19 protein-coding genes and 1 pseudogene are annotated in these 22,147 nt (G+C 58.4%); 17 read left to right on the plus strand and 3 right to left on the minus strand.

Annotated features, from left to right (window positions below):
- Positions 1-100 precede the first annotated feature (100 nt).
- The gene (gene tauA, locus ACRC4F_RS27555; protein ID WP_438662197.1) at positions 101-1,090 is read right to left on the minus strand and encodes a taurine ABC transporter substrate-binding protein; all 990 of its coding nucleotides are present in this window, start codon (positions 1,088-1,090) and stop codon (positions 101-103) included.
- A gap of 361 nt (positions 1,091-1,451) precedes the next feature.
- Here tauA and ACRC4F_RS27560 point away from each other — a divergent pair, with 361 nt between their 5' ends.
- The 9 genes from ACRC4F_RS27560 (at position 1,452) to ACRC4F_RS27600 (ending at position 10,439) form a co-directional block, all read left to right on the plus strand.
- Positions 1,452-2,780, plus strand: a complete 1,329-nt coding sequence (locus ACRC4F_RS27560) for an OprD family porin (protein ID WP_438662198.1) — start codon at positions 1,452-1,454, stop codon at positions 2,778-2,780.
- A gap of 380 nt (positions 2,781-3,160) precedes the next feature.
- Positions 3,161-4,498 carry an OprD family porin gene (locus ACRC4F_RS27565; RefSeq protein WP_403107614.1) on the plus strand — a complete coding sequence of 446 codons (1,338 nt, stop codon included), beginning with the start codon at positions 3,161-3,163 and terminating at the stop codon, positions 4,496-4,498.
- 322 nt (positions 4,499-4,820) lie between these two features.
- Entirely contained in the window at positions 4,821-5,459 is a 639-nt protein-coding gene (locus ACRC4F_RS27570) for a peroxiredoxin (protein WP_438662199.1), read from the plus strand.
- Between the two features lie 313 nt (positions 5,460-5,772).
- Positions 5,773-6,366 carry an NADPH-dependent FMN reductase gene (gene ssuE / locus ACRC4F_RS27575; protein ID WP_403107610.1) on the plus strand — a complete coding sequence of 198 codons (594 nt, stop codon included), beginning with the start codon at positions 5,773-5,775 and terminating at the stop codon, positions 6,364-6,366.
- A gap of 90 nt (positions 6,367-6,456) precedes the next feature.
- Positions 6,457-7,422, plus strand: a complete 966-nt coding sequence (locus ACRC4F_RS27580) for a sulfonate ABC transporter substrate-binding protein (protein WP_438662200.1) — start codon at positions 6,457-6,459, stop codon at positions 7,420-7,422.
- Between the two features lie 25 nt (positions 7,423-7,447).
- A complete protein-coding gene (ssuD, locus tag ACRC4F_RS27585; RefSeq protein WP_438662201.1) occupies positions 7,448-8,596 on the plus strand; it encodes an FMNH2-dependent alkanesulfonate monooxygenase in 1,149 nt (382 codons plus the stop codon).
- Positions 8,597-8,604: 8 nt separating this feature from the next.
- On the plus strand, positions 8,605-9,387 hold the full coding sequence (gene ssuC, locus ACRC4F_RS27590; RefSeq protein ID WP_438662202.1) for an aliphatic sulfonate ABC transporter permease SsuC: 783 nt from the start codon (positions 8,605-8,607) through the stop codon (positions 9,385-9,387).
- Complete coding sequence (gene ssuB, locus ACRC4F_RS27595) at positions 9,384-10,190, plus strand: aliphatic sulfonates ABC transporter ATP-binding protein (RefSeq protein ID WP_438662203.1); 807 nt, start codon at positions 9,384-9,386, stop codon at positions 10,188-10,190. The genes ssuC and ssuB overlap by 4 nt, the downstream gene beginning before the upstream one ends.
- A 33-nt stretch (positions 10,191-10,223) precedes the next feature.
- Positions 10,224-10,439: a TOBE domain-containing protein gene (locus ACRC4F_RS27600; RefSeq protein ID WP_003229256.1), complete on the plus strand. Its 216-nt coding sequence runs from the start codon at positions 10,224-10,226 to the stop codon at positions 10,437-10,439.
- A gap of 201 nt (positions 10,440-10,640) precedes the next feature.
- On the opposite strand, the gene ACRC4F_RS27605 is transcribed toward ACRC4F_RS27600, so the two are convergent.
- Together ACRC4F_RS27605 and ACRC4F_RS27610 are read right to left on the minus strand one after the other, a co-directional pair.
- Complete coding sequence (locus ACRC4F_RS27605; RefSeq protein WP_438662204.1) at positions 10,641-11,279, minus strand: TetR/AcrR family transcriptional regulator; 639 nt, start codon at positions 11,277-11,279, stop codon at positions 10,641-10,643.
- 302 nt (positions 11,280-11,581) lie between these two features.
- Positions 11,582-12,958 (minus strand): glutamine synthetase family protein, encoded by a 1,377-nt coding sequence (locus ACRC4F_RS27610; protein ID WP_438662205.1) that lies wholly within the window; start codon positions 12,956-12,958, stop codon positions 11,582-11,584.
- A 278-nt stretch (positions 12,959-13,236) separates the two neighbouring features.
- Here ACRC4F_RS27610 and ACRC4F_RS27615 point away from each other — a divergent pair.
- The 8 genes and pseudogenes from ACRC4F_RS27615 to ACRC4F_RS27650 all read left to right on the plus strand — a co-directional run.
- Positions 13,237-13,563, plus strand: a pseudogene (locus ACRC4F_RS27615) (gamma-glutamyl-gamma-aminobutyrate hydrolase family protein); the annotation flags it as partial.
- 90 nt (positions 13,564-13,653) lie between these two features.
- Complete coding sequence (locus tag ACRC4F_RS27620) at positions 13,654-15,012, plus strand: glutamine synthetase family protein (RefSeq protein WP_253433452.1); 1,359 nt, start codon at positions 13,654-13,656, stop codon at positions 15,010-15,012.
- 59 nt (positions 15,013-15,071) lie between these two features.
- The gene (locus ACRC4F_RS27625; RefSeq protein ID WP_438662206.1) at positions 15,072-16,436 is read left to right on the plus strand and encodes an aspartate aminotransferase family protein; all 1,365 of its coding nucleotides are present in this window, start codon (positions 15,072-15,074) and stop codon (positions 16,434-16,436) included.
- Positions 16,437-16,605: 169 nt separating this feature from the next.
- On the plus strand, positions 16,606-17,718 hold the full coding sequence (locus ACRC4F_RS27630) for a polyamine ABC transporter substrate-binding protein (protein ID WP_438662207.1): 1,113 nt from the start codon (positions 16,606-16,608) through the stop codon (positions 17,716-17,718).
- Between the two features lie 188 nt (positions 17,719-17,906).
- A complete protein-coding gene (locus ACRC4F_RS27635) occupies positions 17,907-19,004 on the plus strand; it encodes a polyamine ABC transporter substrate-binding protein (RefSeq protein WP_438662208.1) in 1,098 nt (365 codons plus the stop codon).
- 73 nt (positions 19,005-19,077) lie between these two features.
- Positions 19,078-20,220, plus strand: a complete 1,143-nt coding sequence (locus ACRC4F_RS27640; RefSeq protein ID WP_438662209.1) for an ABC transporter ATP-binding protein — start codon at positions 19,078-19,080, stop codon at positions 20,218-20,220.
- Between the two features lie 35 nt (positions 20,221-20,255).
- Positions 20,256-21,137: an ABC transporter permease subunit gene (locus ACRC4F_RS27645; RefSeq protein ID WP_438662210.1), complete on the plus strand. Its 882-nt coding sequence runs from the start codon at positions 20,256-20,258 to the stop codon at positions 21,135-21,137.
- Positions 21,134-22,027: an ABC transporter permease subunit gene (locus ACRC4F_RS27650; RefSeq protein WP_010466694.1), complete on the plus strand. Its 894-nt coding sequence runs from the start codon at positions 21,134-21,136 to the stop codon at positions 22,025-22,027. Before ACRC4F_RS27645 ends, ACRC4F_RS27650 begins: the two co-directional genes overlap by 4 nt.
- The last annotated feature ends 120 nt before the right edge of the window (positions 22,028-22,147 follow it).

Consider the following 22,147-nt stretch of genomic DNA (forward strand, 5'->3'; position numbering starts at 1 on the left):
CCCGTTGGGCTGCGAAGCAGTCCCATCTTTTGGGGCCGCTTCGCAGCCCAACGGGGCGGTGCGACGTTTCGATAAATCCCCTCGCCACAGTGTTTTGCGTTTATTCCTGCACGAATTTCGAACTGACATACGCCGAATAATCCGGCAGCACTGTCTCCACCTTTCCTTGCTCCTTCAAGAACTTCGCCGTCTCGCCAATCGCCTTGGCCGTGCCGCCGTCCAGCAGCGCGGTGGTCTGTTGGGCCTTGGCATCCGGGAACGCTGAGCCGGCCAGCAACTCCGGCACGTCAGCCGCATTGGCACCGGTCAATTTGGCGATTTTCTGCACCGGCACCGAGTCAGCGGTCCAGCTGTCTTTATGCGCGGCATAGTCGGCGAACGAGTCCAGGGTGACCTTGGCGAATTTCGCCACCACGTCCGGGTGCTTCTCGGCGTAATCCTTACGCGCAACCCATACTTCGAACGTCGGCGCGCCCCACTGACCCACTTGTGCTGCGTCGGTCAACGTCTTGCCGGTCTTGCGAATCTCCCCAAGCGCGGGTGACCAGACAAACGCGCCATCGATGTCACCACGCTTCCACGCGGCAGCGATTTCTGCCGGTTGCAAGTTGACCACTTTGACTTTCGAGGCATCCAGGCCCCAGTGCTTCAGCGCGCCGAGCAGGCTGTAGTGGGAGGTTGAAACGAAGGGTGTGGCGATGGTCTTGCCGATCAGATCTTCCGGTTTATCAATGCCGCTGCCGTTGCGCACCACCAGTGCTTCGGCGGCGTTGATCTGTGCGGAAACAATGAACGCCACGATCGGCAGGTTGCGCGAAGCGGCCGCTGCCAGCGGGCTTGAGCCGAGGTTGCCGATCTGCACGTCGCCGGAGGCAATGGCGGTCACCACTTCCGGGCCGCTGTTGAAACGACGCCAGTCGATTTTCTCGCCAATGGTCTTTTCGTAAACACCGTCGGCCTGGGGGACTTTGCTCGGGTCGATGCCGGTTTGATAGCCGACGGTGAGGTTCGCTGCCTGGGCGCTGAGCGAAAATAATAGCGATACACAAACTGTAACAATTGGTCCGGATAGTGCGCGTTTGATCGTCATGGCGTCGCCTTTCGGTAGGGGGTTGTGTCCGAATTGCGTCAAAGCTAATCGATCTAAAAAACAGCTAACAAATACCTTTTAGGAATTAGCTTATGAGTCGACCGCTCTGGCACGGGACGACGATTGGGTTGAGCGCTATTCCTAAAAGGTATGAAAAAAGAACTGACCAATTCTTTTTTGGTTTATGACGATCTCATGACCCCGCAAGGACCAAAAAACAGGGGATTAGACCATGGTCGTAGACACACATAGTTACGATTGACTTGTGGGTCACGGTCTGGCGCTAATCGCGAATCTTAGGATCCGGGGCGTTCGACCCAGGGCCAGGAACACAAGAATTAGAAACGAGAGGAGCTAAACAATGAACAAGTCCACCTTGGCCCTGGCCGTGGCCGTAGGGGTAATGGCGCAGCAGGCAGGCGCCGCGGGTTTCATCGAAGACAGCAAGGCTTCCGTCAGTTCCCGAACCATGTATTACAACGCGGACACCCGCGAAGGGACAGCAAACGACCAAAGAGAAACTGCTGAAGGTCTCAAGTTCGATTTCCTGTCCGGTTTCACGCAAGGCACTGTTGGATTCGGTTTCGACGCCCAGGCCCTCGTTGGCATCCACCTGGACGGTGGCCGTGGTCATCACCCGGACAACAACACATTCTTCCCAAGCGATTCCGATGGTTCCGCCTCGGATCCATGGAGCCGCGTAGCGGGCAACGTCAAGGCGCGCTTCTCGAAGACCGAGGCTCACCTGGGTGGTGCTCTGCAACCGAACATGCCGATTCTGGTCGCTAACGACAGCCGTCTGCTGCCCCAGACCTTTGAAGGTGGCACGATCACCTCGAAGGAAATCGACAACGTGACCTTCAACGTCGGCCAGCTCGAGCACGCCGAGGGTCGCGCTTCGTCAAACACTACCGGTCTGGCTGTGGCGGGCGGTACCGAGGAAAGCAACAAATTCCAGTACGCCGGTGCTGACTGGAAGGTCACCAAAGACCTGACCCTGCAGTACTACCACGCGAATCTGGAAGACTACTACAAGCAGAACTTCTTCGGCCTGGTGCACGTCTTCCCGATCAGCGCCAATCAGTCCTTCAAGACTGACCTGCGTTACTTCGACAGCAGCTCCGACGGCAAGAACGGCGATGCAGGCTATCGGTTCAATAACAACGGTGGTTTCGCCAAGAACCCGGGCGAGGTCGATAACAAGACCTGGAGCGCCATGTTCACCTATACCCTGGGTGCCAACGCCTTCCTGCTCGGCCATCAGCGTGTCAGTGATGACGGTGGCTTCGTTTATCTGAACCAGGGCAACGTGGTCGATGGTAATGGTCGCAACGAAGGGGCCGGTGGCACGAGTTTCTACCTGTTCACCGACGCCATGGTTAACGGCTTTGTCCGTGCCGGTGAAAACACCACCTTCGGCCAGTACACCTATGACTTCGCCTCTCTGGGTGTTCCGGGCCTGAAAGCCTCGGCCGCCTACCTGCGTGGCGAAAACATCAAGACTCCTACGGGTGTCGGCAAAGACCAGACCGAGTGGGAACGCGATCTGCGCGTGGATTACGTGATTCAGACCGGTGCACTCAAAGGGTTTGGCACGACGCTGCGTCACGGCACATACCGTGGTGATACCAACATTTCTGCCCAAGACCAGACCCGTCTGATCTTCAACTACACCTACCAGTTCCTGTAACTCGAAACCTCAAAAGCCTCGCCTGCTGGCGAGGCTTTTTTTGTTCATTTTTCAATATTCCAATTCGAGCTTAGATAGGAATTTATTATTCTTTTTAGCTTTTAGCGTAAACGCCTAAAGTGGCTGGCCTGCGCGCCGATACCCTGTGTCCCGGCGCGAGTAGTAGCACGAAGCTATATATCGAAATGGCATGAAAAATAATGAAATAAATATTTTTCGGTTTTACCATGCGGGCCCAATTTCAAGGCGGGTAGAACCGCGACGTAGACACGCGTGGTCAGGTTGACATGCGGTCTGGCGCTAACCGCGCTTTTCAGGATCCAGGGCGTACGACCCAGGACCAGAAACATAAAAAATTAGAAACGATAGGAGCGAAACAAATGAACAAGTCCACCTTGGCCCTGGCTGTGGCCGTAGGGGTTTTGGCGCAGCAGGCAGGCGCCGCCGGTTTCATCGAAGACAGCAAGGCCACTCTGGGTCTGCGTAACTTCTACATCAACACCGATAACCGTGATGGTCCGGGCGCGAACAAGAACGAAGAATGGGGCCAAGGCTTCGATCTGCGCTTCATCTCCGGTTACACCCAAGGCACTGTCGGCTTCGGCGTTGATGCGATCGGCCTGCTGGGCGTGCGTCTGGATTCGGGCGGCGGCACCAACGGTGCAGCGAACGGCGCGGCTTATGGCGGCACTGTGTTCCCAAGCAAGTCGAACGGCGAAGCGGTTGATAACTTCTCCAGCCTGGGCCTGACTGCCAAAGCCAAGATCTCCCAGACTGAATTGAAGCTGGGTACTCTGCAGCCAAAAAACCCGGTGATCGTCACCAACGACGGTCGTCTGTTGCCACAGACCTGGCAGGGTGGCCAGATCACTTCCGGCGAGATCAAGGACCTGACTCTGGTCGGTGGTCAGATTGAGCACGTGAAAGGTCGTAACTCCAGCAACAACGAGCAATTGTCGATCGGTGGTGCAAACCCGCGTATCGCCAACAGCAACAAGTTCATCTACGCCGGCGGTGACTACAAAATCACCAAAGACCTGACTGCCCAGTACTACTACGGCAATCTGGAAGATTTCTACAAGCAACACTTCCTGGGTCTGGTTCACAACTGGGCTATCGGCCCGGGCGTTCTGAAATCTGACCTGCGTTATTTCAACAGCTCGGATGACGGTGCCAACTCCAACACCGCTGCTTACTTCAGTAACGGTAACTACAGCGGCGTGCCAAGCGGTAAGGGCCAGGTCGACAACAATCTGTACAGCGGCCTGTTCCTGTACACCGTTGCCGGTCACACCTTTGGTGGCGGTTATCAGGTCAGCAACGGCAGCAGCGACTTCCCTTGGTTGAACCAGGGCGACGGTTCGTCGAACTACACCATCACTGACATGCAAATCCAGAAGTTCGGCCGTGCCGGCGAGCGCACTTGGCAAGCACGCTACTCGTTTGACTTCGCCAAAGTCGGCGTTCCAGGCCTGACCGCGGGCATGGTTTACCTGCGTGGTGATGACATCGATACCGTTGGCGCCCGTGGTGCACAGGCGGCTAACAACGCTTCCGAGTGGGAACGCGACCTGACTGTCGGTTACGTCGTACCGGAAGGCCCGTTGAAGAACGTTGGCTTCATGTGGAAAAACGCTACCTGGCGCACCAACATCCCGGGCGTTCGCTCCCAGGATGAAAACCGCCTGATCCTCAGCTACTCGATTCCGCTGTTGTAATAGCGTGTGGGAGCGAGCCTGCTCGCTCCCACAGTGGCTGATCGATGTAAAAAAAAGCCCCGCCCGGCATCTCGCCGGGCGGGGCTTTTGCGTTTTCAAGGCGGAGTCACCCCCGTAATCCCGCCTTGAATATTTCCCTCTTTGCAGCAACTCAAGGCCTTCTCGAACCTTGTCGGCGATGTTCTTCCTGATGCTCATGAAGGTCCAGTGAACAGATATTTAATATTCGTTTACGATCTAAACAAATCGATATTTATTCTTTTTAATCTATAAGGAACGCAGGCACAGTTGAGCTCAACCAGCATTCACCAGGAGCAGCACCATGAGCCTCAGACTGGGCGATATCGCCCCCGACTTTGAACAGGATTCCAGCGCCGGCACCATCCGTTTCCACGAATGGCTGGGCGATAGCTGGGGCGTGCTGTTTTCCCATCCGGCGGACTTCACGCCGGTGTGCACCACCGAGTTGGGCTTCACGGCAAAGCTCAAGGATGAATTTGCCAACCGCGGCGTCAAGGCCATTGCCCTGTCCGTGGACCCTGTGGACTCGCACCACAAGTGGATCGAGGACATCAATGAAACCCAGAACGCCGTCGTCAACTTCCCGATCCTGGCCGACGCGGACCGCAAGGTCTCCGACCTCTATGACCTGATCCACCCGAACGCCAACGACACCCTGACGGTGCGCTCGCTGTTCGTGATCGACCCGAACAAAAAGGTGCGGCTGACCATCACTTACCCGGCGAGTACCGGGCGCAATTTCCACGAGATCCTGCGGGTAATCGATTCGCTGCAACTCACCGACAACTACAAAGTGGCCACCCCGGCCAACTGGCAGGACGGTGATGAAGTGGTGATCGTGCCGTCGCTCAAGGATGAAGACGAAATCAGGAAACGCTTTCCCAAGGGCTATCGCGCGGTGAAGCCGTACCTGCGCCTGACGCCGCAACCCAACCGATAACCGTCAATTGCGGTGTGGCTGATGCCGTCATCGCGAGCAGGCTCGCTCCCACAATGGAATGCGGTCAACTGTGGGAGCTTGCCTGCTGGCGATGGCGGACTGACAGGCACTACAGAATCCATAAAGCAGGGGATTTCAGGCCGTTTCGACGGCCTTTTTTTTCGCCTGTAGAACGGGTTTTCTTATATCTCCAAAGCGCATAACCAAATGAATAAATATGATTTATAGATATAACAATCACCTGTTAAGGTCACTTCCATCGAAGCGAGATCGCAAACCGCGAATCGCCAACACCGTTCAAGGAATCCTCTGAATGCTGGTCGTCTCACTCGGTGGCAGTCCCAGCCAACGCTCCCGTTCCGGAGTGCTGCTTGAGCGCTCCCAACGCTGGTTGCAGGAGCAAGGTGTGGAAGTGGTGAGTTACCAGGTGCGGGACTTCCCTGCCGAAGACTTGCTGCATGCACGCTTCGACAGCCCGAAGGTGATCGACCTGCTGCAACAGATTGAAAACGCCGATGGCCTGCTGATCGCCACCCCGGTGTACAAGGCGTCGTTCTCCGGGGCACTGAAAACCGTGCTGGACCTGCTGCCTGAGCGCGCGTTGGACCACAAGGTGGTTCTGCCCATGGCAACGGGCGGCAGCATCGCCCACATGCTGGCGGTGGATTACGCGCTCAAGCCGGTGCTGTCGGCGCTGAAAGCCCAAGAGATGTTGCACGGGATTTTCGCGGTAGACAGCCAGATCGCTTACGGCGAAGGCAGCGCCCAGGCGCAGCTGGCGCCGGAGCTGGAACAACGACTGAATGAATCGCTGGAGCTGTTTTTCAGCGCCATGGCACGACGGCCCAAGCCGCTCGATCCGAACCTGTTGAATGAACGTTTGTTGAGTGCTCGCTGGAGCATTTAAGCCTCACCCGGATTAGCTTTACTCCACCTTACTCAGCCGCCAACGGCCAAGCAGGTGCAGCCAAAACCCAACTGCAAAAAGGAGAGCGCCATGCGCACTGTCATTTTGCGTCGTGGTCTGGTCGCTCTGTTTGCAGCGGCTGTCACCTTCGGCGCCATTACTCAAGCTCAAGCCGAGACGCTGCGAATCGGTTATCAGAAATACGGCACCCTGGTGCTGCTCAAAGCCAAAGGCACCCTCGAAAAACGCCTCGCCGCCCAAGGCGTGGACGTGCAATGGACTGAGTTCCCCGGCGGCCCGCAGCTGCTTGAAGGCCTGAACGTCGGCTCCATCGACTTCGGCGTCACCGGCGAAACCCCGCCAGTATTCGCTCAAGCAGCCGGCGCCGATTTGCTCTACGTCGCCTACGAACCGCCCGCGCCACACAGCGAAGCGATCCTGGTGCCGAAGGACTCGACCATCAAATCGGTGACAGACCTCAAGGGCAAGAAAGTCGTCCTGAACAAAGGCTCCAACGTTCACTACTTGCTGGTGCGCGCACTGGAAGATGCCGGCCTCAAATACACCGACATCCAGACCGTCTTCCTGCCGCCCGCCGATGCTCGCGCTGCGTTCGAACGTGGCAGCGTCGATGCCTGGGTCATCTGGGACCCGTACCAGGCTGCCGCCGAACAGCAACTGCAAGCGCGCACCCTGCGCGATGGCCAGGGCATCGTCGACAACCACCAGTTCTATCTGGCGACCAAGCCTTACGCACAGAAAAATCCTGAGGTGATCAAGACCCTCGTGGAAGAAGTGCGCGCCGTCGGCGAGTGGTCCAAGGCCAATCCCGAAGACGTGACCAAACAGGTTTCGCCACTGCTCGGCCTGCCGGCGGACATCACCCTGACTTCGGTGAGACGCCAGGGCTACGGCGCACTGTTCCTTACACCTGAAGTGGTTGCCGCCCAACAGAAAATCGCCGACAGCTTCTACCAGCTCAAGCTGATCCCGAAACAGTTGAGCATCAAAGACGTGATCTGGACGCCACCGGCAGCCGTTGCCAAAGCGCAGTAATCCGATTCCCCAAGGAGACCACTCCATGAGCCTCAATATTTTCTGGTTCCTGCCTACCCACGGCGACGGCCATTACCTTGGCACCGCCGAAGGCGCCCGCGCCGTCGACCACGGCTACCTGCAACAAATCGCCCAGGCGGCGGATCGCCTGGGCTTCGGCGGGGTGTTGATTCCCACCGGCCGTTCGTGCGAAGACTCGTGGCTGGTGGCGGCGTCGCTGATTCCGGTGACCCAGCGTTTGAAATTCCTTGTCGCGCTGCGCCCTGGGATCATTTCCCCGACGGTGGCCGCGCGTCAGGCCGCGACATTGGATCGCTTGTCCGGCGGCCGTGCGCTGTTCAACCTGGTCACCGGCGGCGATCCGGATGAATTGGCCGGCGACGGTTTGTTCCTGACCCATGAAGAGCGCTATCAGGCTTCGGTGGAATTCACCCGCATCTGGCGCCGGGTGCTGGAAGGCGAAACCGTTGATTACGACGGTCAGCACATCAGCGTGAAAGGCGCGAAGTTGCTCTATCCGCCGATCCAGCAACCGCGTCCGCCGTTGTATTTCGGTGGCTCGTCGGAGGCCGCTCAAGATTTGGCCGCCGAACAGGTCGAGATGGTCCTGACCTGGGGCGAACCACCGGCGGCCGTCGCCGAGAAAATTGCACAAGTACGCGCCAAAGCCGCGAAGCTCGGTCGCACCGTGCGCTTCGGCATTCGCTTGCATGTGATCGTGCGCGAAACCAACGAGGAAGCATGGGCGGCGGCAGATCGGCTGATCTCCCATGTGGACGATGAAACCATCGCCCGTGCCCAGGCTTCGCTGTCGCGCTTCGATTCGGTCGGCCAGCAACGCATGGCCGCGCTGCATGGCGGCAGTCGCGACAACCTGGAAGTCAGCCCTAACCTGTGGGCCGGTGTCGGCCTGGTGCGTGGCGGTGCCGGTACGGCGCTGGTAGGCGATGGTCCGACCGTGGCTGCTCGCGTGAAGGAATACGCGGACCTGGGCATCGACACGTTTATCTTCTCCGGTTATCCACATCTGGAAGAGGCGTATCGCGTCGCCGAACTGCTGTTCCCGCACATTGACGTGCAGCGTCCGGAACAGCCTCAAGGCGCGAACTTTGTCAGCCCGTTCGGCGAGATGGTCGCCAACGACATTCTTCCCAAAGCCGCGTCGCAGAGCTGAGGCGCGCCATGAAGAGAATTATCCACAACCTCGCGCCCTGGGCGTTGCCGGTGTTGCTGCTGGCGGTGTGGCAGTTGTCGGTGTCGGCGGGCTGGTTGTCGACACGGATTCTGCCCGCGCCGATTGCCGTCATCGAGGCCGGCGTGCGCCTGGTGCGCAGCGGTGAAATCTGGACTCACCTGGCAATCAGCGGCTGGCGTGCTGCGTTGGGCTTCACCATCGGTGGCAGCATCGGCCTGGCCTTGGGCTTCATCACCGGCCTGTCGAAATGGGGCGAACGCCTGCTCGACAGTTCGGTGCAGATGATCCGCAACGTGCCGCACCTGGCGCTGATTCCGCTGGTGATCCTGTGGTTCGGCATCGACGAGTCGGCGAAGATTTTCCTGGTGGCGTTGGGCACGTTGTTCCCGATCTATCTCAACACCTACCACGGCATCCGCAATGTCGATCCGGCGTTGGTAGAAATGTCGCGCAGTTATGGCTTGTCCGGTTTCAGCCTGTTTCGTCAGGTGATTCTGCCGGGTGCGCTGCCTTCGATTCTGGTAGGCGTGCGCTTCGCATTGGGCTTCATGTGGCTGACGCTGATCGTTGCGGAAACCATTTCCGCCAGCTCCGGCATTGGCTACCTGGCGATGAATGCCCGGGAGTTTTTGCAGACGGACGTGGTGGTGCTGGCGATCCTGATGTACGCCGTGCTCGGCAAACTTGCCGACCTCGCGGCCCGTGGACTTGAACGTGTATGGCTGCGCTGGCATCCGGCGTATCAGGTTGCCAAAGGAGGTGCCGCATGACCGCTCAACAACCTCCACGCCTGCTGCGCGGGATTCCGCTGGTGGTGCGCAAGCTGCAAAAGACCTTTGGTTCGCGGCAGGTGTTGCGAGAGATCGATCTGCACATTCCGGCCGGTCAATTTGTCGCTGTGGTCGGTCGCAGTGGCTGTGGCAAAAGTACCTTGCTGCGGTTGCTCGCCGGTCTCGACAAACCCACCGGCGGTGAGTTGCTCGCCGGCTCCGCACCGCTGAGCGATGCGCGGGAAGACACCCGGTTGATGTTCCAGGAGGCGCGCTTGCTGCCATGGAAAAAGGTCATCGACAACGTCGGTCTCGGGCTCAAGGGCAACTGGCGGCCGCAAGCGCTGGAAGCGTTGGAGTCGGTCGGTCTGGCCGACCGCGCCAATGAGTGGCCGGCCGCCTTGTCCGGTGGCCAGAAGCAACGCGTGGCCCTGGCCCGCGCGCTGATCCATCAACCGCGGTTGTTGTTGCTGGACGAACCGCTGGGCGCACTGGATGCCCTGACCCGAATTGAAATGCAGCAACTGATCGAACGGCTCTGGCAGAAGCACGGCTTTACTGTGTTGCTGGTCACCCACGACGTCAGTGAAGCGGTGGCGATTGCCGATCGGGTGATCCTGATCGAAGAGGGCGAAGTCGGCCTCGACCTGCACGTTGAGCTGCCACGCCCTCGGGTCCGCGGTTCCCATCGGCTGGCGGCGCTGGAAACCGAAGTGCTCAATCGCGTGCTGTCGCTACCCGGCGAACCGCCGGCACCGGAACCTGTTTCACCCTTGCCTACGCAGTTGCGTTGGGCTCAATAACTCAAGCCTTATCCAACGACAGGAATCAACATCATGACTATCAAGGCCATCAACGTTCGTAACCAGTTCAAAGGCTCGATCAAGGAAATCGTATTGGGCGACGTGCTGTCGGAAATCGACGTTCAGACCGCTTCCGGCATCGTCACCTCGGTGATCACCACCCGCTCGGTGAAAGAGCTGGAACTGGTGGTCGGCAGCGAAGTGATCGCGTTTGTGAAATCCACCGAGGTGTCGATCGCCAAGTTGTGAGGCTGTGCACTGCGCACAACCCCGGAAAGTGTGAACTCTTCGGGGTTTTTTATGCGTGTAAATCAGTAAATACGACGGTGCGGCCATCGCGAGCAGGCTCGCTCCCACAGGTTGATTTGTCACCCACAAAATCTGTGTTCGCTGGAGATCCTTGTGGGAGCGGGCTTGCCCGCGATGAGGCCAGCATGACCGCCGCCGCAGTCAGATTGAGTGAGCGCGCTTCGGCAGGTAAGGCGGCAGATACAATCCCAGATACGCATCAAACACCCGCATCCCTTCCTCAGCCATGCGCGGCGTAATCTGCCCATGCTGCTGCACCGAACGCGCATACACCCGATCCCCCAGCTCCATCGCCAGCGCAAACACATCAACATCGGTCGGCAATTTCGGCAACTCGAAGTGATGATCAAACAGCTTGTGCATCAAGTCGCCCAACTCGATGTCGTGCTGGCGGTCAGCCTGGGTGACTTCAGTCAATCCGTGCTGGGCAAGGATCAACTGGCGGGCCGCAGCGTCCTCGTCGTAGATGTCGAGCATGCGCTGTTCCACGATTCGCGACAGGTCGCGCCAGTTGTTGAGGGCGCCGTGATCGATAGGCGCTTGCAGGCAGGCGCGGAACGCGGCGTGGACGTCCGCCGTCAGGGCTTCGAGCAGGGCCGGGACGCTGGCGAAAAAGTGATAGACGGAGGAGGGCGGGATCTCCGCGCGTTCGGCGACGCTGTAGATCGACAGACTGGCCACGCCCTCGGCGGCCAGCAGCGTGCGGGCGGCATCGAGTATCGAATCGATCCGGGCCTGGCTGCGGGCGCGGGGTTTGCGAACGGTGGCGGTGCGCGTCATTGGAGTCTCCTGCGGGGCAGCGGGCATTGTACGAGCAGGCATCTGTGTTGTCTGCCAGGACGCCATCGCTAGCAGGCTAGCTCCCACAGGGATTTGCGGGGTACACAGAATTTATGTCCACTGGAGATCAACTGTGGGGTACACAGAATTTATGTCCGCTGGAGATCAACTGTGGGGTACACAGAATTTATGTTCACTGGGGATCAACTGTGGGAGCTAGCCTGCTAGCGATCCGCCGAAGGCGGCCATAAAAAAACGCCGCTGACTGTAAAGTCGGCGGCGTTCTTGTTTACTGCAACCGCTTACACGGTATGCAGATACCAGTTGTACTCAAGGTCGGAGATGGAGTGTTCAAACTCCTCCAGCTCGCTTTCCTTACAGGCCACGAAGATATCGATGTATTTCGGATCGATGTACTTCGCCATGACTTCGCTGTCGTCCAGCTCGCGCAACGCATCGCGCAGGTTGTTCGGCAGGCTTTGCTCGTTCTGCTCGTAGGAGTTGCCTTCCACAGGCGCGCCCGGCTCGATCTTGTTGGTCAGGCCGTGATGCACGCCTGCCAGGACCGAAGCCATCAACAGATACGGGTTGGCGTCGGCGCCGGCCACACGGTGTTCGATGCGCACGGCATCGGCGGCACCGGTTGGAACGCGGATCGCCACGGTACGGTTGTCCAGGCCCCAGCACGGCGAGTTCGGCACGTAGAACTGTGCACCGAAACGACGGTAGGAGTTGACGTTCGGGCAGAGGAAAGCCATCTGCGCCGGTAGGGTCTCGAGCACACCGCCGATCGCGTGACGCAGTGCGGCGTTCTGCTCGGGATCCTCGCTGGCAAAAATGTTTTTGCCTTCTTTATCAAGAATCGAAATGTGTACGTGCAGACCGTTGCCCGCCTGGCCTGGGTAAGGCTTGGCCATGAAGGTGGTGTCCATCTCATGGTCGTAGGCGATGTTCTTGATCAGGCGCTTGAGCAGGACCGCGTAGTCGCAGGCCTTGATCGGGTCGGCCACGTGGTGCAGGTTCACTTCGAACTGCGCCGGGGCACTTTCCTTGACGATTGCATCGGCAGGGATGCCTTGCTCCTTCGCACCTTCCAGAATGTCCTGGAGGCAGTCGACGTATTCGTCGAGGTCGTCGATCAGGTACACCTGAGTCGAATGCGGGCGTTTGCCGGACACCGGCGAGCGTGGCGGTTGCGGACGACCGTTCACGTTCTCCTGGTCGATCAGGTAGAACTCCAGTTCGAACGCGGCGCAGATGGTAAGGCCCATGTCGTCGAACTTGCGCACGACATTGGCCAGCACTTCACGCGGGTCGGCAAAGAACGGCTGGCCTTCGAGTTCGTGCATGGTCATTAACAGTTGCGCAGTAGGGCGCTTCTGCCAGGGTTCATTGCACAGGGTGTCTGGGATTGGATAGCAGATTCGGTCAGCATCACCGATGTCCAGGCCCAGGCCGGTGCTTTCCACCGTCGAGCCATTGATATCCAGAGCAAATAGAGAGGCCGGCAGGTTGATGCCTTTCTCGTAAACCTTGTGGAGGCTGGTGCGTTCAATGCGCTTGCCGCGCACCACACCATTCATATCCGCAATCAGAAGGTCAACGTACAGAACCTCAGGATGTTCCTTAAGGAACGCGTTCGCTTCGTTAAGCTGAACGGCACGCGGGGGTACCGACATGATGCAACACCTTTGTTGTTAAAAATATCAATCATTGATCTCTTCGGGTTTCAGTCAACCCGAACGGCATGCCGAAGTCAAGCGAGGCCTTTTTTGCCCTAAAAAAGCGCTCGTAGGGCTTTTTTGAGGCAGTTTGGGGCGTTTTTATGCCATTGAGCGCTTTAGCGGCCGCAGGCTTGAGCGGGCCGTGTTGTATTTTTTACGGGGGTGTTGTGTAAAAAAATGAACAAGGCTAAGCTCGAATCAAACCCATAACAGCAATAATACCGGGGTGCTTCATGTCTCGCCTGCCGTTAATCGGCGTCGCCATCTGCTCAAGGCAGATCGGTCTGCATGCTTATCACATCAGTGGCGATCGTTGCGTTCACGCCAAGGCAAGCGTTGCCAAAGGCGTGGTGTCGACTCTTCCTTCCCCGGCGAATCTGCTGTCCCCGTCCGATATTCTGGACGGTCTGCGCGACATTCTCTTTACTGGCTCTCCTTTCAATATAGAACCGTTTCACCGTGGCAGCCCGACCAACGCGTCGGCTTCTGCTCATGATTCTGCACGTTCCACTACGCTCTCGCTGACCACGCCATTACCCGAGTGGGTACTTGCGCGCGGCCATTGCAGTGGCAATCTGTATCACGCGACGCCCATGCGTCAAACAACGCCTGACTTCCAAGAGTCAGGAAACTCAGCCTAAGAGGCATTTATGAGTCACAACCTCGACCAGCTCACCGATTGGTTGAAAGACCACAAGATCACAGAAGTCGAATGCATGATCGCCGACTTGACCGGGATCACCCGGGGCAAGATTTCGCCGACCAACAAGTTCATCGCCGAAAAAGGCATGCGCCTGCCCGAGAGCGTTCTGTTGCAGACCGTGACCGGCGACTATGTCGAAGACGACATCTATTACGAACTGCTCGACCCGGCCGACATCGACATGATCTGCCGTCCTGACCAGAACGCGGTGTACCTGGTGCCTTGGTCGATAGAGCCGACCGCCCAGGTGATCCACGACACCTACGACAAGCAGGGCAACCCGATCGAGCTGTCGCCGCGCAACGTGCTCAAGAAGGTCCTGAAACTCTATGCCGACAAAGGCTGGCAGCCCATCGTGGCGCCAGAAATGGAGTTTTACCTGACCAAGCGCAGTGACGACCCCGACTACCCGTTGCAACCGCCGATCGGCCGTTCCGGGCGCCCGGAAATCGGTCGTCAGTCGTTCTCCATTGAGGCGGCGAACGAATTCGATCCGCTGTTCGAGGACGTCTACGACTGGTGCGAATTGCAGGAGCTGGACCTCGACACGTTGATCCACGAGGACGGTACGGCGCAGATGGAAATCAACTTCCGTCACGGCGATGCCCTGTCTTTGGCCGACCAGATCCTGATCTTCAAGCGCACCATGCGTGAAGCCGCGCTCAAGCATGACGTGGCGGCCACCTTCATGGCCAAGCCGATGACCGGCGAGCCGGGCAGCGCGATGCACTTGCACCAGAGCATCATTGATATCGAAACCGGCAAGAACGTCTTCTCCAATGAAGACGGGACCATGAGTCAGCTGTTCCTGCACCACATCGGTGGCTTGCAGAAGCTGATCCCCGAGTTGTTGCCGCTGTTCGCACCCAACGTCAACTCGTTCCGCCGCTTCCTGCCGGACACCTCGGCACCGGTGAACGTGGAGTGGGGCGAAGAGAACCGCACCGTGGGCCTGCGGGTTCCGGATGCCGGGCCGCAGAACCGTCGGGTGGAAAACCGCCTGCCGGGCGCTGACGCCAACCCGTACCTGGCGATCGCCGCGAGCCTGCTCTGCGGTTACATCGGCATGGTCGAAGGCTTGAACCCGAGTGCGCCGGTGGTAGGGCGTGGCTATGAACGCCGCAACCTGCGCCTGCCACTGACCATCGAAGACGCGCTGGAACGCATGGAAAACAGCGCGACTATCGAGAAATACCTGGGCAAGAAATTCATCACTGGCTACGTCGCGGTCAAGCGGGCCGAGCATGAAAACTTCAAGCGCGTGATCAGTTCGTGGGAGCGGGAATTCCTGCTCTTCGCCGTCTGATGCGCCGGGCGCCGTCGTTGTCGGGCGGCGCTTTCACCTGATTTTTTTTGGAGATTGGTATGACCAGCAACAATCCGCAAACCCGTGAATGGCAAACCCTGAGCAATGATTACCACCTGGCCCCGTTCAGCGACTTCAAGCAGCTGAAAGAGAAAGGCCCGCGGATCATCACCAACGCCAAGGGCGTTTACCTCTGGGACAGCGAAGGCAACAAGATCCTCGACGGCATGGCCGGCCTGTGGTGCGTAGCGATCGGCTACGGTCGCGATGAACTGGCCGATGCCGCCAGCAAACAGATGCGCGAACTGCCTTACTACAACCTGTTCTTCCAGACCGCTCACCCGCCGGTGCTGGAACTGGCCAAGGCCATCGCCGACATCGCGCCAGAGGGCATGAATCATGTGTTCTTCACTGGTTCCGGTTCGGAAGGCAACGACACCATGCTGCGGATGGTCCGCCACTATTGGGCAATCAAGGGCCAGCCGAAGAAGAAAGTCATCATCAGTCGCAAGAACGGCTATCACGGTTCCACCGTGGCCGGCGCGAGCCTGGGCGGCATGACCTACATGCACGAACAAGGCGACTTGCCGATCCCGGGCATCGTCCACATCGCCCAGCCGTACTGGTTCAGTGAAGGCGGCGACATGACACCGGAAGAATTCGGTGTGTGGGCGGCCAATCAGCTGGAAGAGAAGATTCTGGAAATCGGCGTGGACAACGTCGGTGCCTTTATTGCCGAGCCGATCCAGGGCGCCGGCGGCGTGATCATTCCGCCAGACACCTACTGGCCGCGCATCAAGGAAATCCTCGCCAAGTACGACATCCTGTTCGTGGCGGACGAAGTGATCTGTGGTTTCGGTCGCACCGGTGAGTGGTTCGGTACCGATTTCTATGGCCTCAAGCCCGACATGATGACCATCGCCAAAGGCCTGACGTCCGGCTACATCCCGATGGGTGGCCTGATCGTGCGTGACGAAGTGGTTGCCGTGCTCAACGAAGGCGGCGACTTCAACCACGGCTTCACGTATTCCGGGCACCCGGTGGCCGCTGCGGTGGCGCTGGAAAACATCCGCATCCTGCGCGAAGAGAAAATTATCGAGCGCGTGAGTGCAGAAACGGCACCGTATTTGCAGAAACGCTTGCGGGAACTGAACGATCACCCGTTGGTGGGGGAAGTGCGCGGGGTCGGTCTGTTGGGCGCCATTGAACTGGTTCAGGACAAGGCCACTCGCAAGCGTTATGAAGGCAAGGGCGTCGGCATGATCTGCCGCACGTTCTGCTTCGACAACGGCCTGATCATGCGTGCCGTGGGGGACACCATGATCATTGCTCCGCCGCTGGTGATCACCAAGGCCGAAATCGATGAGCTGGTAACAAAGGCACGCAAGTGCCTGGACCTGACCCTGAGTGCGTTGCAGGGCTAAGTGCTAGGCTCTGGGCGGGAGTCATGAAACTTTCGCTCAGAGCAGTTCTAAAGGGTGGCCTTTCCTTGAAAGACCGCCTCGGATCTTGCCAGACTAGCCGCGGTTCCAGTTGTCCGGGTTCGGCCGCTGAACAAAGTGGTTCAAAAAAGAAAAATTTGGAGCATTACGCATGAAGGCATTAGGAAAAAAGCTTGCTGGCAAGACACTCCTCGCCCTGTCCCTGATGGGCATTATGGCGAGTGCGGTTCAGGCGGACGACAAGGTGTTGCACGTCTATAACTGGTCCGACTACATCGCTCCGGACACCATCAAGAAGTTCGAAACCGAGTCGGGCATCAAGGTTGTCTACGACGTATTCGACAGTAACGAAACACTGGAAGCCAAGTTGCTGGCAGGCAAGTCCGGCTACGACATCGTCGTGCCGTCGAACAACTTCCTGGCCAAGCAGATCAAGGCCGGCGTTTACCAGAAGCTGGACAAGTCCAAGCTGCCTAACTGGAAAAACCTGAACACTGACCTGCTTAAAGCGGTGTCTGTGAGCGACCCGGGCAACGAACATGCTTTCCCGTACATGTGGGGTTCGATCGGTATTGGCTTCAACGCCGAGAAGGTCAAGGCTGCACTGGGTGCCGATGCGCCGACCAATTCCTGGGACCTGCTGTTCAAACCTGAAAACGCCGCCAAGTTGAAGTCGTGCGGTATCAGTTTCCTCGATTCGCCAACCGAGATGATTCCGGTGGCGTTGCACTACCTGGGCTATCCAACCGACAGCCAGGACAAAAAACAACTGGCCGAAGCCGAAGCACTGTTCCTGAAGATTCGTCCTTCGGTGGGCTACTTCCACTCGTCCAAGTACATCTCCGACCTGGCCAACGGCAACATCTGCGTCGCCGTGGGTTACTCGGGTGACATCTACCAGGCCAAGTCCCGCGCGGCTGAAGCCGGTGACAAGGTGAAAGTCAGCTACAACATTCCGAAAGAAGGTGCCGGCAGCTTCTACGACATGGTTGCCATCCCTAAAGATGCCGAAAACGTCGAAGGCGCCTACAAGTTCATGACCTTCCTGCAGAAGCCGGAAATCATGGCTGAAATCACCAACGCCGTACGCTTCCCGAACGGAAACCAGGCAGCCACCGCATTGGTCGATAAAGAAATCACCGCCGACCCGGGCATCTACCCGCCGGCGGACGTGCTGGCCAAGCTGTACGCGATTGCCGACTTGCCGGCCGCGACCCAGCGGATCATGACCCGCAGCTGGACCAAGATCAAATCGGGTAAATAAGCCGGTTTGAGGCAACAACCTGTTGCCGTCGCCTGCGCGGTGACGGCAACAGGCGTAATTAAATGACAGAAAGTTTTGCTGGAACGGTTTTTCGAGGGTAAGTTGCGCGCCGGTTTTGTTGCTGGGCAGCCATGCCTGTCATGTAACGCGGGGCAACTTGGGCCCAACTAATTTTAGAGGACCTCCACTTGCCTATTTTTTCTTTGTTGCGCAATGCATTGCTCGCCGGAGCCGGGCTGACACTCGCTGTCAGTGTCCAGGCCGCCGGCACTGTGCATATTTATAACTGGTCGGACTACATCGGTGCGACCACCCTGGCCGACTTCCAGAAAGAGACCGGCATTAAACCGGTCTACGACGTCTTCGACTCCAACGAAACCCTGGAAGGCAAGTTGCTGGCCGGGCGTACCGGTTACGACGTGGTCGTGCCGTCCAACCACTTCCTCGGCAAGCAGATCAAGGCGGGCGCGTTCCAGAAGCTCGACAAGAAGTTACTGACCAATTATTCCAACCTCGATCCGGTGCTGCTCAAGCGTCTTGAGCAAAACGATCCGGGTAACCAGTACGCCGTGCCATACCTGTGGGGCACCAACGGCATCGGCTACAACGTCGACAAAATCAAGGAAGTGCTGGGTGTCGACAAGATCGATTCCTGGAGCGCGGTATTCGAACCGGAGAACATCAAGAAACTGCACGCTTGCGGCGTCGCATTCCTCGATTCCGCCGATGAAATGATGCCTACTGTCCTCAACTACATGGGCCTCAACGCCAACAGCACAGATCCCAAGGACTACGAAAAGGCCACGGCCAAGTTGCTCGCGGTGCGTCCGTACGTAACCTATTTCCACTCCTCCAAATACATCGCGGACCTCGCCAACGGCGACATCTGCATTGCCATCGGTTTCTCCGGCGACATGTTCCAGGCCAAGGCCCGTGCGGAAGAAGCCGGCAAGGGCATGAACATCGCCTACTCGATTCCGAAAGAGGGCGGCGCGCTCTGGTTCGACATGCTGGCGATCCCCAAGGATGCGGCCAACGTCAAAGAGGCCCACGCCTTCATCAACTATCTGTTGAAACCCGAGGTGATCGCACAGGTCAGTGATTCTGTTGGCTATGCGAACCCCAACCCTGGGTCGGACAAATTGATGGAACAGTCCATCCGCACCGACGAGTCGGTTTATCCACCGCAAGCCGTCCTCGACAAGACTTACGTGTCCGTCGAGTTACCACCAAACATTCAACGTTTGATGACCCGCAGCTGGACCAAGGTCAAGTCGGGTAAATAGCGACAAGGCTCAAACTATCCAAGGTTGGCTCACCTTGAGCGAACTGCACTCTTTTTTTCTGGGAGTTTCGTAAATGGCAGTTGCCTCCGGCGCCTATAAGAAAGCCCTCGAGGGCGACCAGACACCTAAACAGGTGTTGGTCAAAATCGACCGGGTCACGAAGAAGTTCGACGAGACGATTGCCGTGGACGATGTGTCCCTGGAAATCAAGAAAGGCGAAATTTTCGCCCTGCTCGGCGGTTCGGGATCGGGCAAATCCACGTTGCTGCGCATGCTCGCAGGCTTCGAACGGCCCACGGAGGGGCGCATTTTCCTCGATGGCGTAGACATCACCGACATGCCGCCGTACGAGCGGCCGATCAACATGATGTTCCAGTCCTATGCCTTGTTCCCGCACATGACCGTGGCGCAGAACATCGCTTTCGGTCTCAAGCAGGACAAGCTGCCCGCGGCTGAAGTCGATGCGCGTGTGGCGGACATGCTCAAGCTGGTGCAGATGACCCAGTACGCCAAGCGCAAGCCGCATCAGTTGTCCGGCGGCCAGCGTCAGCGTGTGGCCCTGGCGCGTTCGCTGGCCAAACGGCCGAAGCTGTTGCTGCTCGACGAACCGATGGGTGCGCTGGACAAGAAGCTGCGTTCGCAAATGCAGCTGGAGCTGGTCGAGATCATCGAGCGCGTCGGCGTAACCTGCGTCATGGTGACCCACGACCAGGAAGAGGCCATGACCATGGCCGAACGCATCGCGATCATGCACCTGGGCTGGATCGCCCAGATCGGCAGCCCGATCGACATCTACGAAACCCCGACCAGCCGCCTGGTCTGCGAATTTATCGGCAACGTCAACATCTTCGACGGTGAAGTGATCGACGACGCCGAAGGCCACGCGACCATCACCTGCAAGGACCTGGATCGCCAGATCTACGTGGGCCACGGCATCAGCACCTCGGTGCAGGACAAATCCGTGACCTACGCGATCCGTCCGGAAAAACTGCTGGTGACGCCGACCATGCCGACCTGCGAATACAACTGGTCCAGCGGCAAGGTGCACGACATCGCCTACCTCGGCGGTCACTCGGTGTTCTACGTTGAACTGCCGAGCGGCAAAATCGTCCAGTCCTTCGTCGCCAACGCCGAACGCCGTGGCCAGCGTCCAACCTGGGGTGACCAGGTTTACGTGTGGTGGGAAGACGACAGCGGCGTGGTACTTCGCTCATGAACATGCGCAAATTCAAACGCCGCCTCAATCGAATAATTCCCGGTGGCCGCCAACTGGTCATCGGGGTTCCGTTCATCTGGCTGTTCCTGTTTTTCATGTTGCCGTTCTTTATCGTCCTGAAGATCAGCTTCGCCGAAGCCGACGTGGCCATTCCGCCGTACACCGAGATCTACAGCTTCATCGACCAGAAGCTCCAGGTACTGTTGAATCTGGGCAACTACGCGATGCTGGCCGGCGACGAGTTGTACATCGCTGCCTACCTTGGCTCGCTGAAGATGGCGCTGATCAGCACCGTCCTCTGTCTGCTGATCGGTTACCCGATGGCCTACGCCATTGCCAGTGCCCGTAAAGAGCTGCAAACGGTGCTGGTGCTGCTGATCATGATGCCGACCTGGACCGCGATCCTGATCCGCGTTTACGCGTGGATGGGCATCCTCAGCAACAACGGCCTGCTCAACGGTTTCCTGATGACCATGGGCTGGATCGACGAGCCCCTGCAAATCCTCAACACCAACCTGGCTGTGTATATCGGCGTGGTGTATTCGTACCTGCCGTTCATGATTCTGCCGCTGTACGCCAACCTGGTGAAGCACGACAACAGTCTGCTGGAAGCTGCATCAGACCTGGGTTCGAGCACGTTCAACAGCTTCTGGAAGATCACTATTCCGCTGTCGAAAAACGGCATCGTCGCCGGCTGCATGCTGGTGTTCATTCCGGTGGTGGGCGAGTTCGTGATCCCGGAACTGCTTGGCGGTCCGGAAACCCTGATGATCGGTAAAGTGCTCTGGCAAGAGTTCTTCAACAACCGTGACTGGCCGGTGGCGTCTGCCCTGGCGGTAGTGATGCTGGCGATCCTGATTGTGCCGATCATCCTGTTCAACCGCAGTCAGGCCAAGGAAATGGAGGGTAAAGAATGAAGCGCTTCCGTTTCTCGAGTTTCATGCTGATCGCGGGCTTGCTGTTCATCTACGCGCCGATGCTGATCCTGGTGATCTACTCGTTCAACGCCTCGAAACTGGTGACGGTGTGGGGCGGCTGGTCGATCAAGTGGTACGTCGGCTTGATGGACAATACGCAGCTAATGGGCTCGGTGGTGCGCTCGCTGGAAATCGCCTGCTACACGGCGGTGGCGGCGGTGGCATTGGGTACATTGGCGGCGTTCGTACTGACGCGCATTACCCACTTCAAGGGTCGTACGCTGTTCGGTGGCCTGGTCACCGCGCCGCTGGTGATGCCCGAAGTGATCACCGGTCTGTCGCTGTTGCTGCTGTTCGTGGCCATGGCGCAGATGATCGGCTGGCCACAGGAACGTGGCATCGTCACCATCTGGATCGCCCACACCACGTTCTGTGCGGCGTATGTGGCGGTGGTGGTGTCGGCGCGCTTGCGTGAGCTGGACCTGTCCATCGAAGAGGCGGCCATGGATTTGGGTGCGCGGCCGTGGAAGGTGTTCTTCCTGATCACCATCCCGATGATCGCGCCATCGCTGGGTGCGGGCGGCATGATGTCGTTTGCCCTTTCGCTGGATGACCTGGTATTGGCGAGCTTCGTGTCTGGCCCGGGTTCCACGACCCTGCCGATGGAAGTGTTCTCAGCGGTACGTCTGGGGGTTAAACCCGAGATCAACGCCGTGGCCAGCCTGATTCTGCTGGCGGTATCGCTGATGACCTTCCTGGTCTGGTTCTTCAGCCGTCGTGCCGAAGAAGCGCGCAAGCGTGCGATCCAGCAGGCGATCGAAGAAAGCGCCGCCGACTCCTGGAAACAACCGGATGTGCGTCGCGCCCAGCAGGCGCCGGAAGCGGCTTAAAGGTTGGCCACAGATCCGTGGCCAACCCCGATCCAATGTGGGAGCGAGCCTGCTCGCGATAGCGGTATTACAGTCACCATCACTGGTGGCTGTAATGGCCTCATCGCGAGCAGGCTCGCT

Source organism: Pseudomonas sp. (assembly GCF_051660785.1).
Taxonomy (GTDB): Bacteria; Pseudomonadota; Gammaproteobacteria; order Pseudomonadales; family Pseudomonadaceae; genus Aquipseudomonas.

Coding starts and splice junctions, on each gene's coding strand:
- ACRC4F_RS27605 (WP_438662204.1), bottom strand. CDS start 11,279: ATGACGCGCACCGCCACCGTTCGCAAACCCCGCGCCCGCAGCCAGGCC.
- ACRC4F_RS27640 (WP_438662209.1), top strand. CDS start 19,078: ATGGCAGTTGCCTCCGGCGCCTATAAGAAAGCCCTCGAGGGCGACCAG.
- ssuC (WP_438662202.1), top strand. CDS start 8,605: ATGAAGAGAATTATCCACAACCTCGCGCCCTGGGCGTTGCCGGTGTTG.
- ACRC4F_RS27620 (WP_253433452.1), top strand. CDS start 13,654: ATGAGTCACAACCTCGACCAGCTCACCGATTGGTTGAAAGACCACAAG.
- ssuD (WP_438662201.1), top strand. CDS start 7,448: ATGAGCCTCAATATTTTCTGGTTCCTGCCTACCCACGGCGACGGCCAT.
- ACRC4F_RS27600 (WP_003229256.1), top strand. CDS start 10,224: ATGACTATCAAGGCCATCAACGTTCGTAACCAGTTCAAAGGCTCGATC.
- ACRC4F_RS27630 (WP_438662207.1), top strand. CDS start 16,606: ATGAAGGCATTAGGAAAAAAGCTTGCTGGCAAGACACTCCTCGCCCTG.
- ssuB (WP_438662203.1), top strand. CDS start 9,384: ATGACCGCTCAACAACCTCCACGCCTGCTGCGCGGGATTCCGCTGGTG.
- ACRC4F_RS27565 (WP_403107614.1), top strand. CDS start 3,161: ATGAACAAGTCCACCTTGGCCCTGGCTGTGGCCGTAGGGGTTTTGGCG.
- ACRC4F_RS27625 (WP_438662206.1), top strand. CDS start 15,072: ATGACCAGCAACAATCCGCAAACCCGTGAATGGCAAACCCTGAGCAAT.
- ACRC4F_RS27570 (WP_438662199.1), top strand. CDS start 4,821: ATGAGCCTCAGACTGGGCGATATCGCCCCCGACTTTGAACAGGATTCC.
- ACRC4F_RS27580 (WP_438662200.1), top strand. CDS start 6,457: ATGCGCACTGTCATTTTGCGTCGTGGTCTGGTCGCTCTGTTTGCAGCG.
- ssuE (WP_403107610.1), top strand. CDS start 5,773: ATGCTGGTCGTCTCACTCGGTGGCAGTCCCAGCCAACGCTCCCGTTCC.
- ACRC4F_RS27560 (WP_438662198.1), top strand. CDS start 1,452: ATGAACAAGTCCACCTTGGCCCTGGCCGTGGCCGTAGGGGTAATGGCG.
- tauA (WP_438662197.1), bottom strand. CDS start 1,090: ATGACGATCAAACGCGCACTATCCGGACCAATTGTTACAGTTTGTGTA.
- ACRC4F_RS27650 (WP_010466694.1), top strand. CDS start 21,134: ATGAAGCGCTTCCGTTTCTCGAGTTTCATGCTGATCGCGGGCTTGCTG.
- ACRC4F_RS27610 (WP_438662205.1), bottom strand. CDS start 12,958: ATGTCGGTACCCCCGCGTGCCGTTCAGCTTAACGAAGCGAACGCGTTC.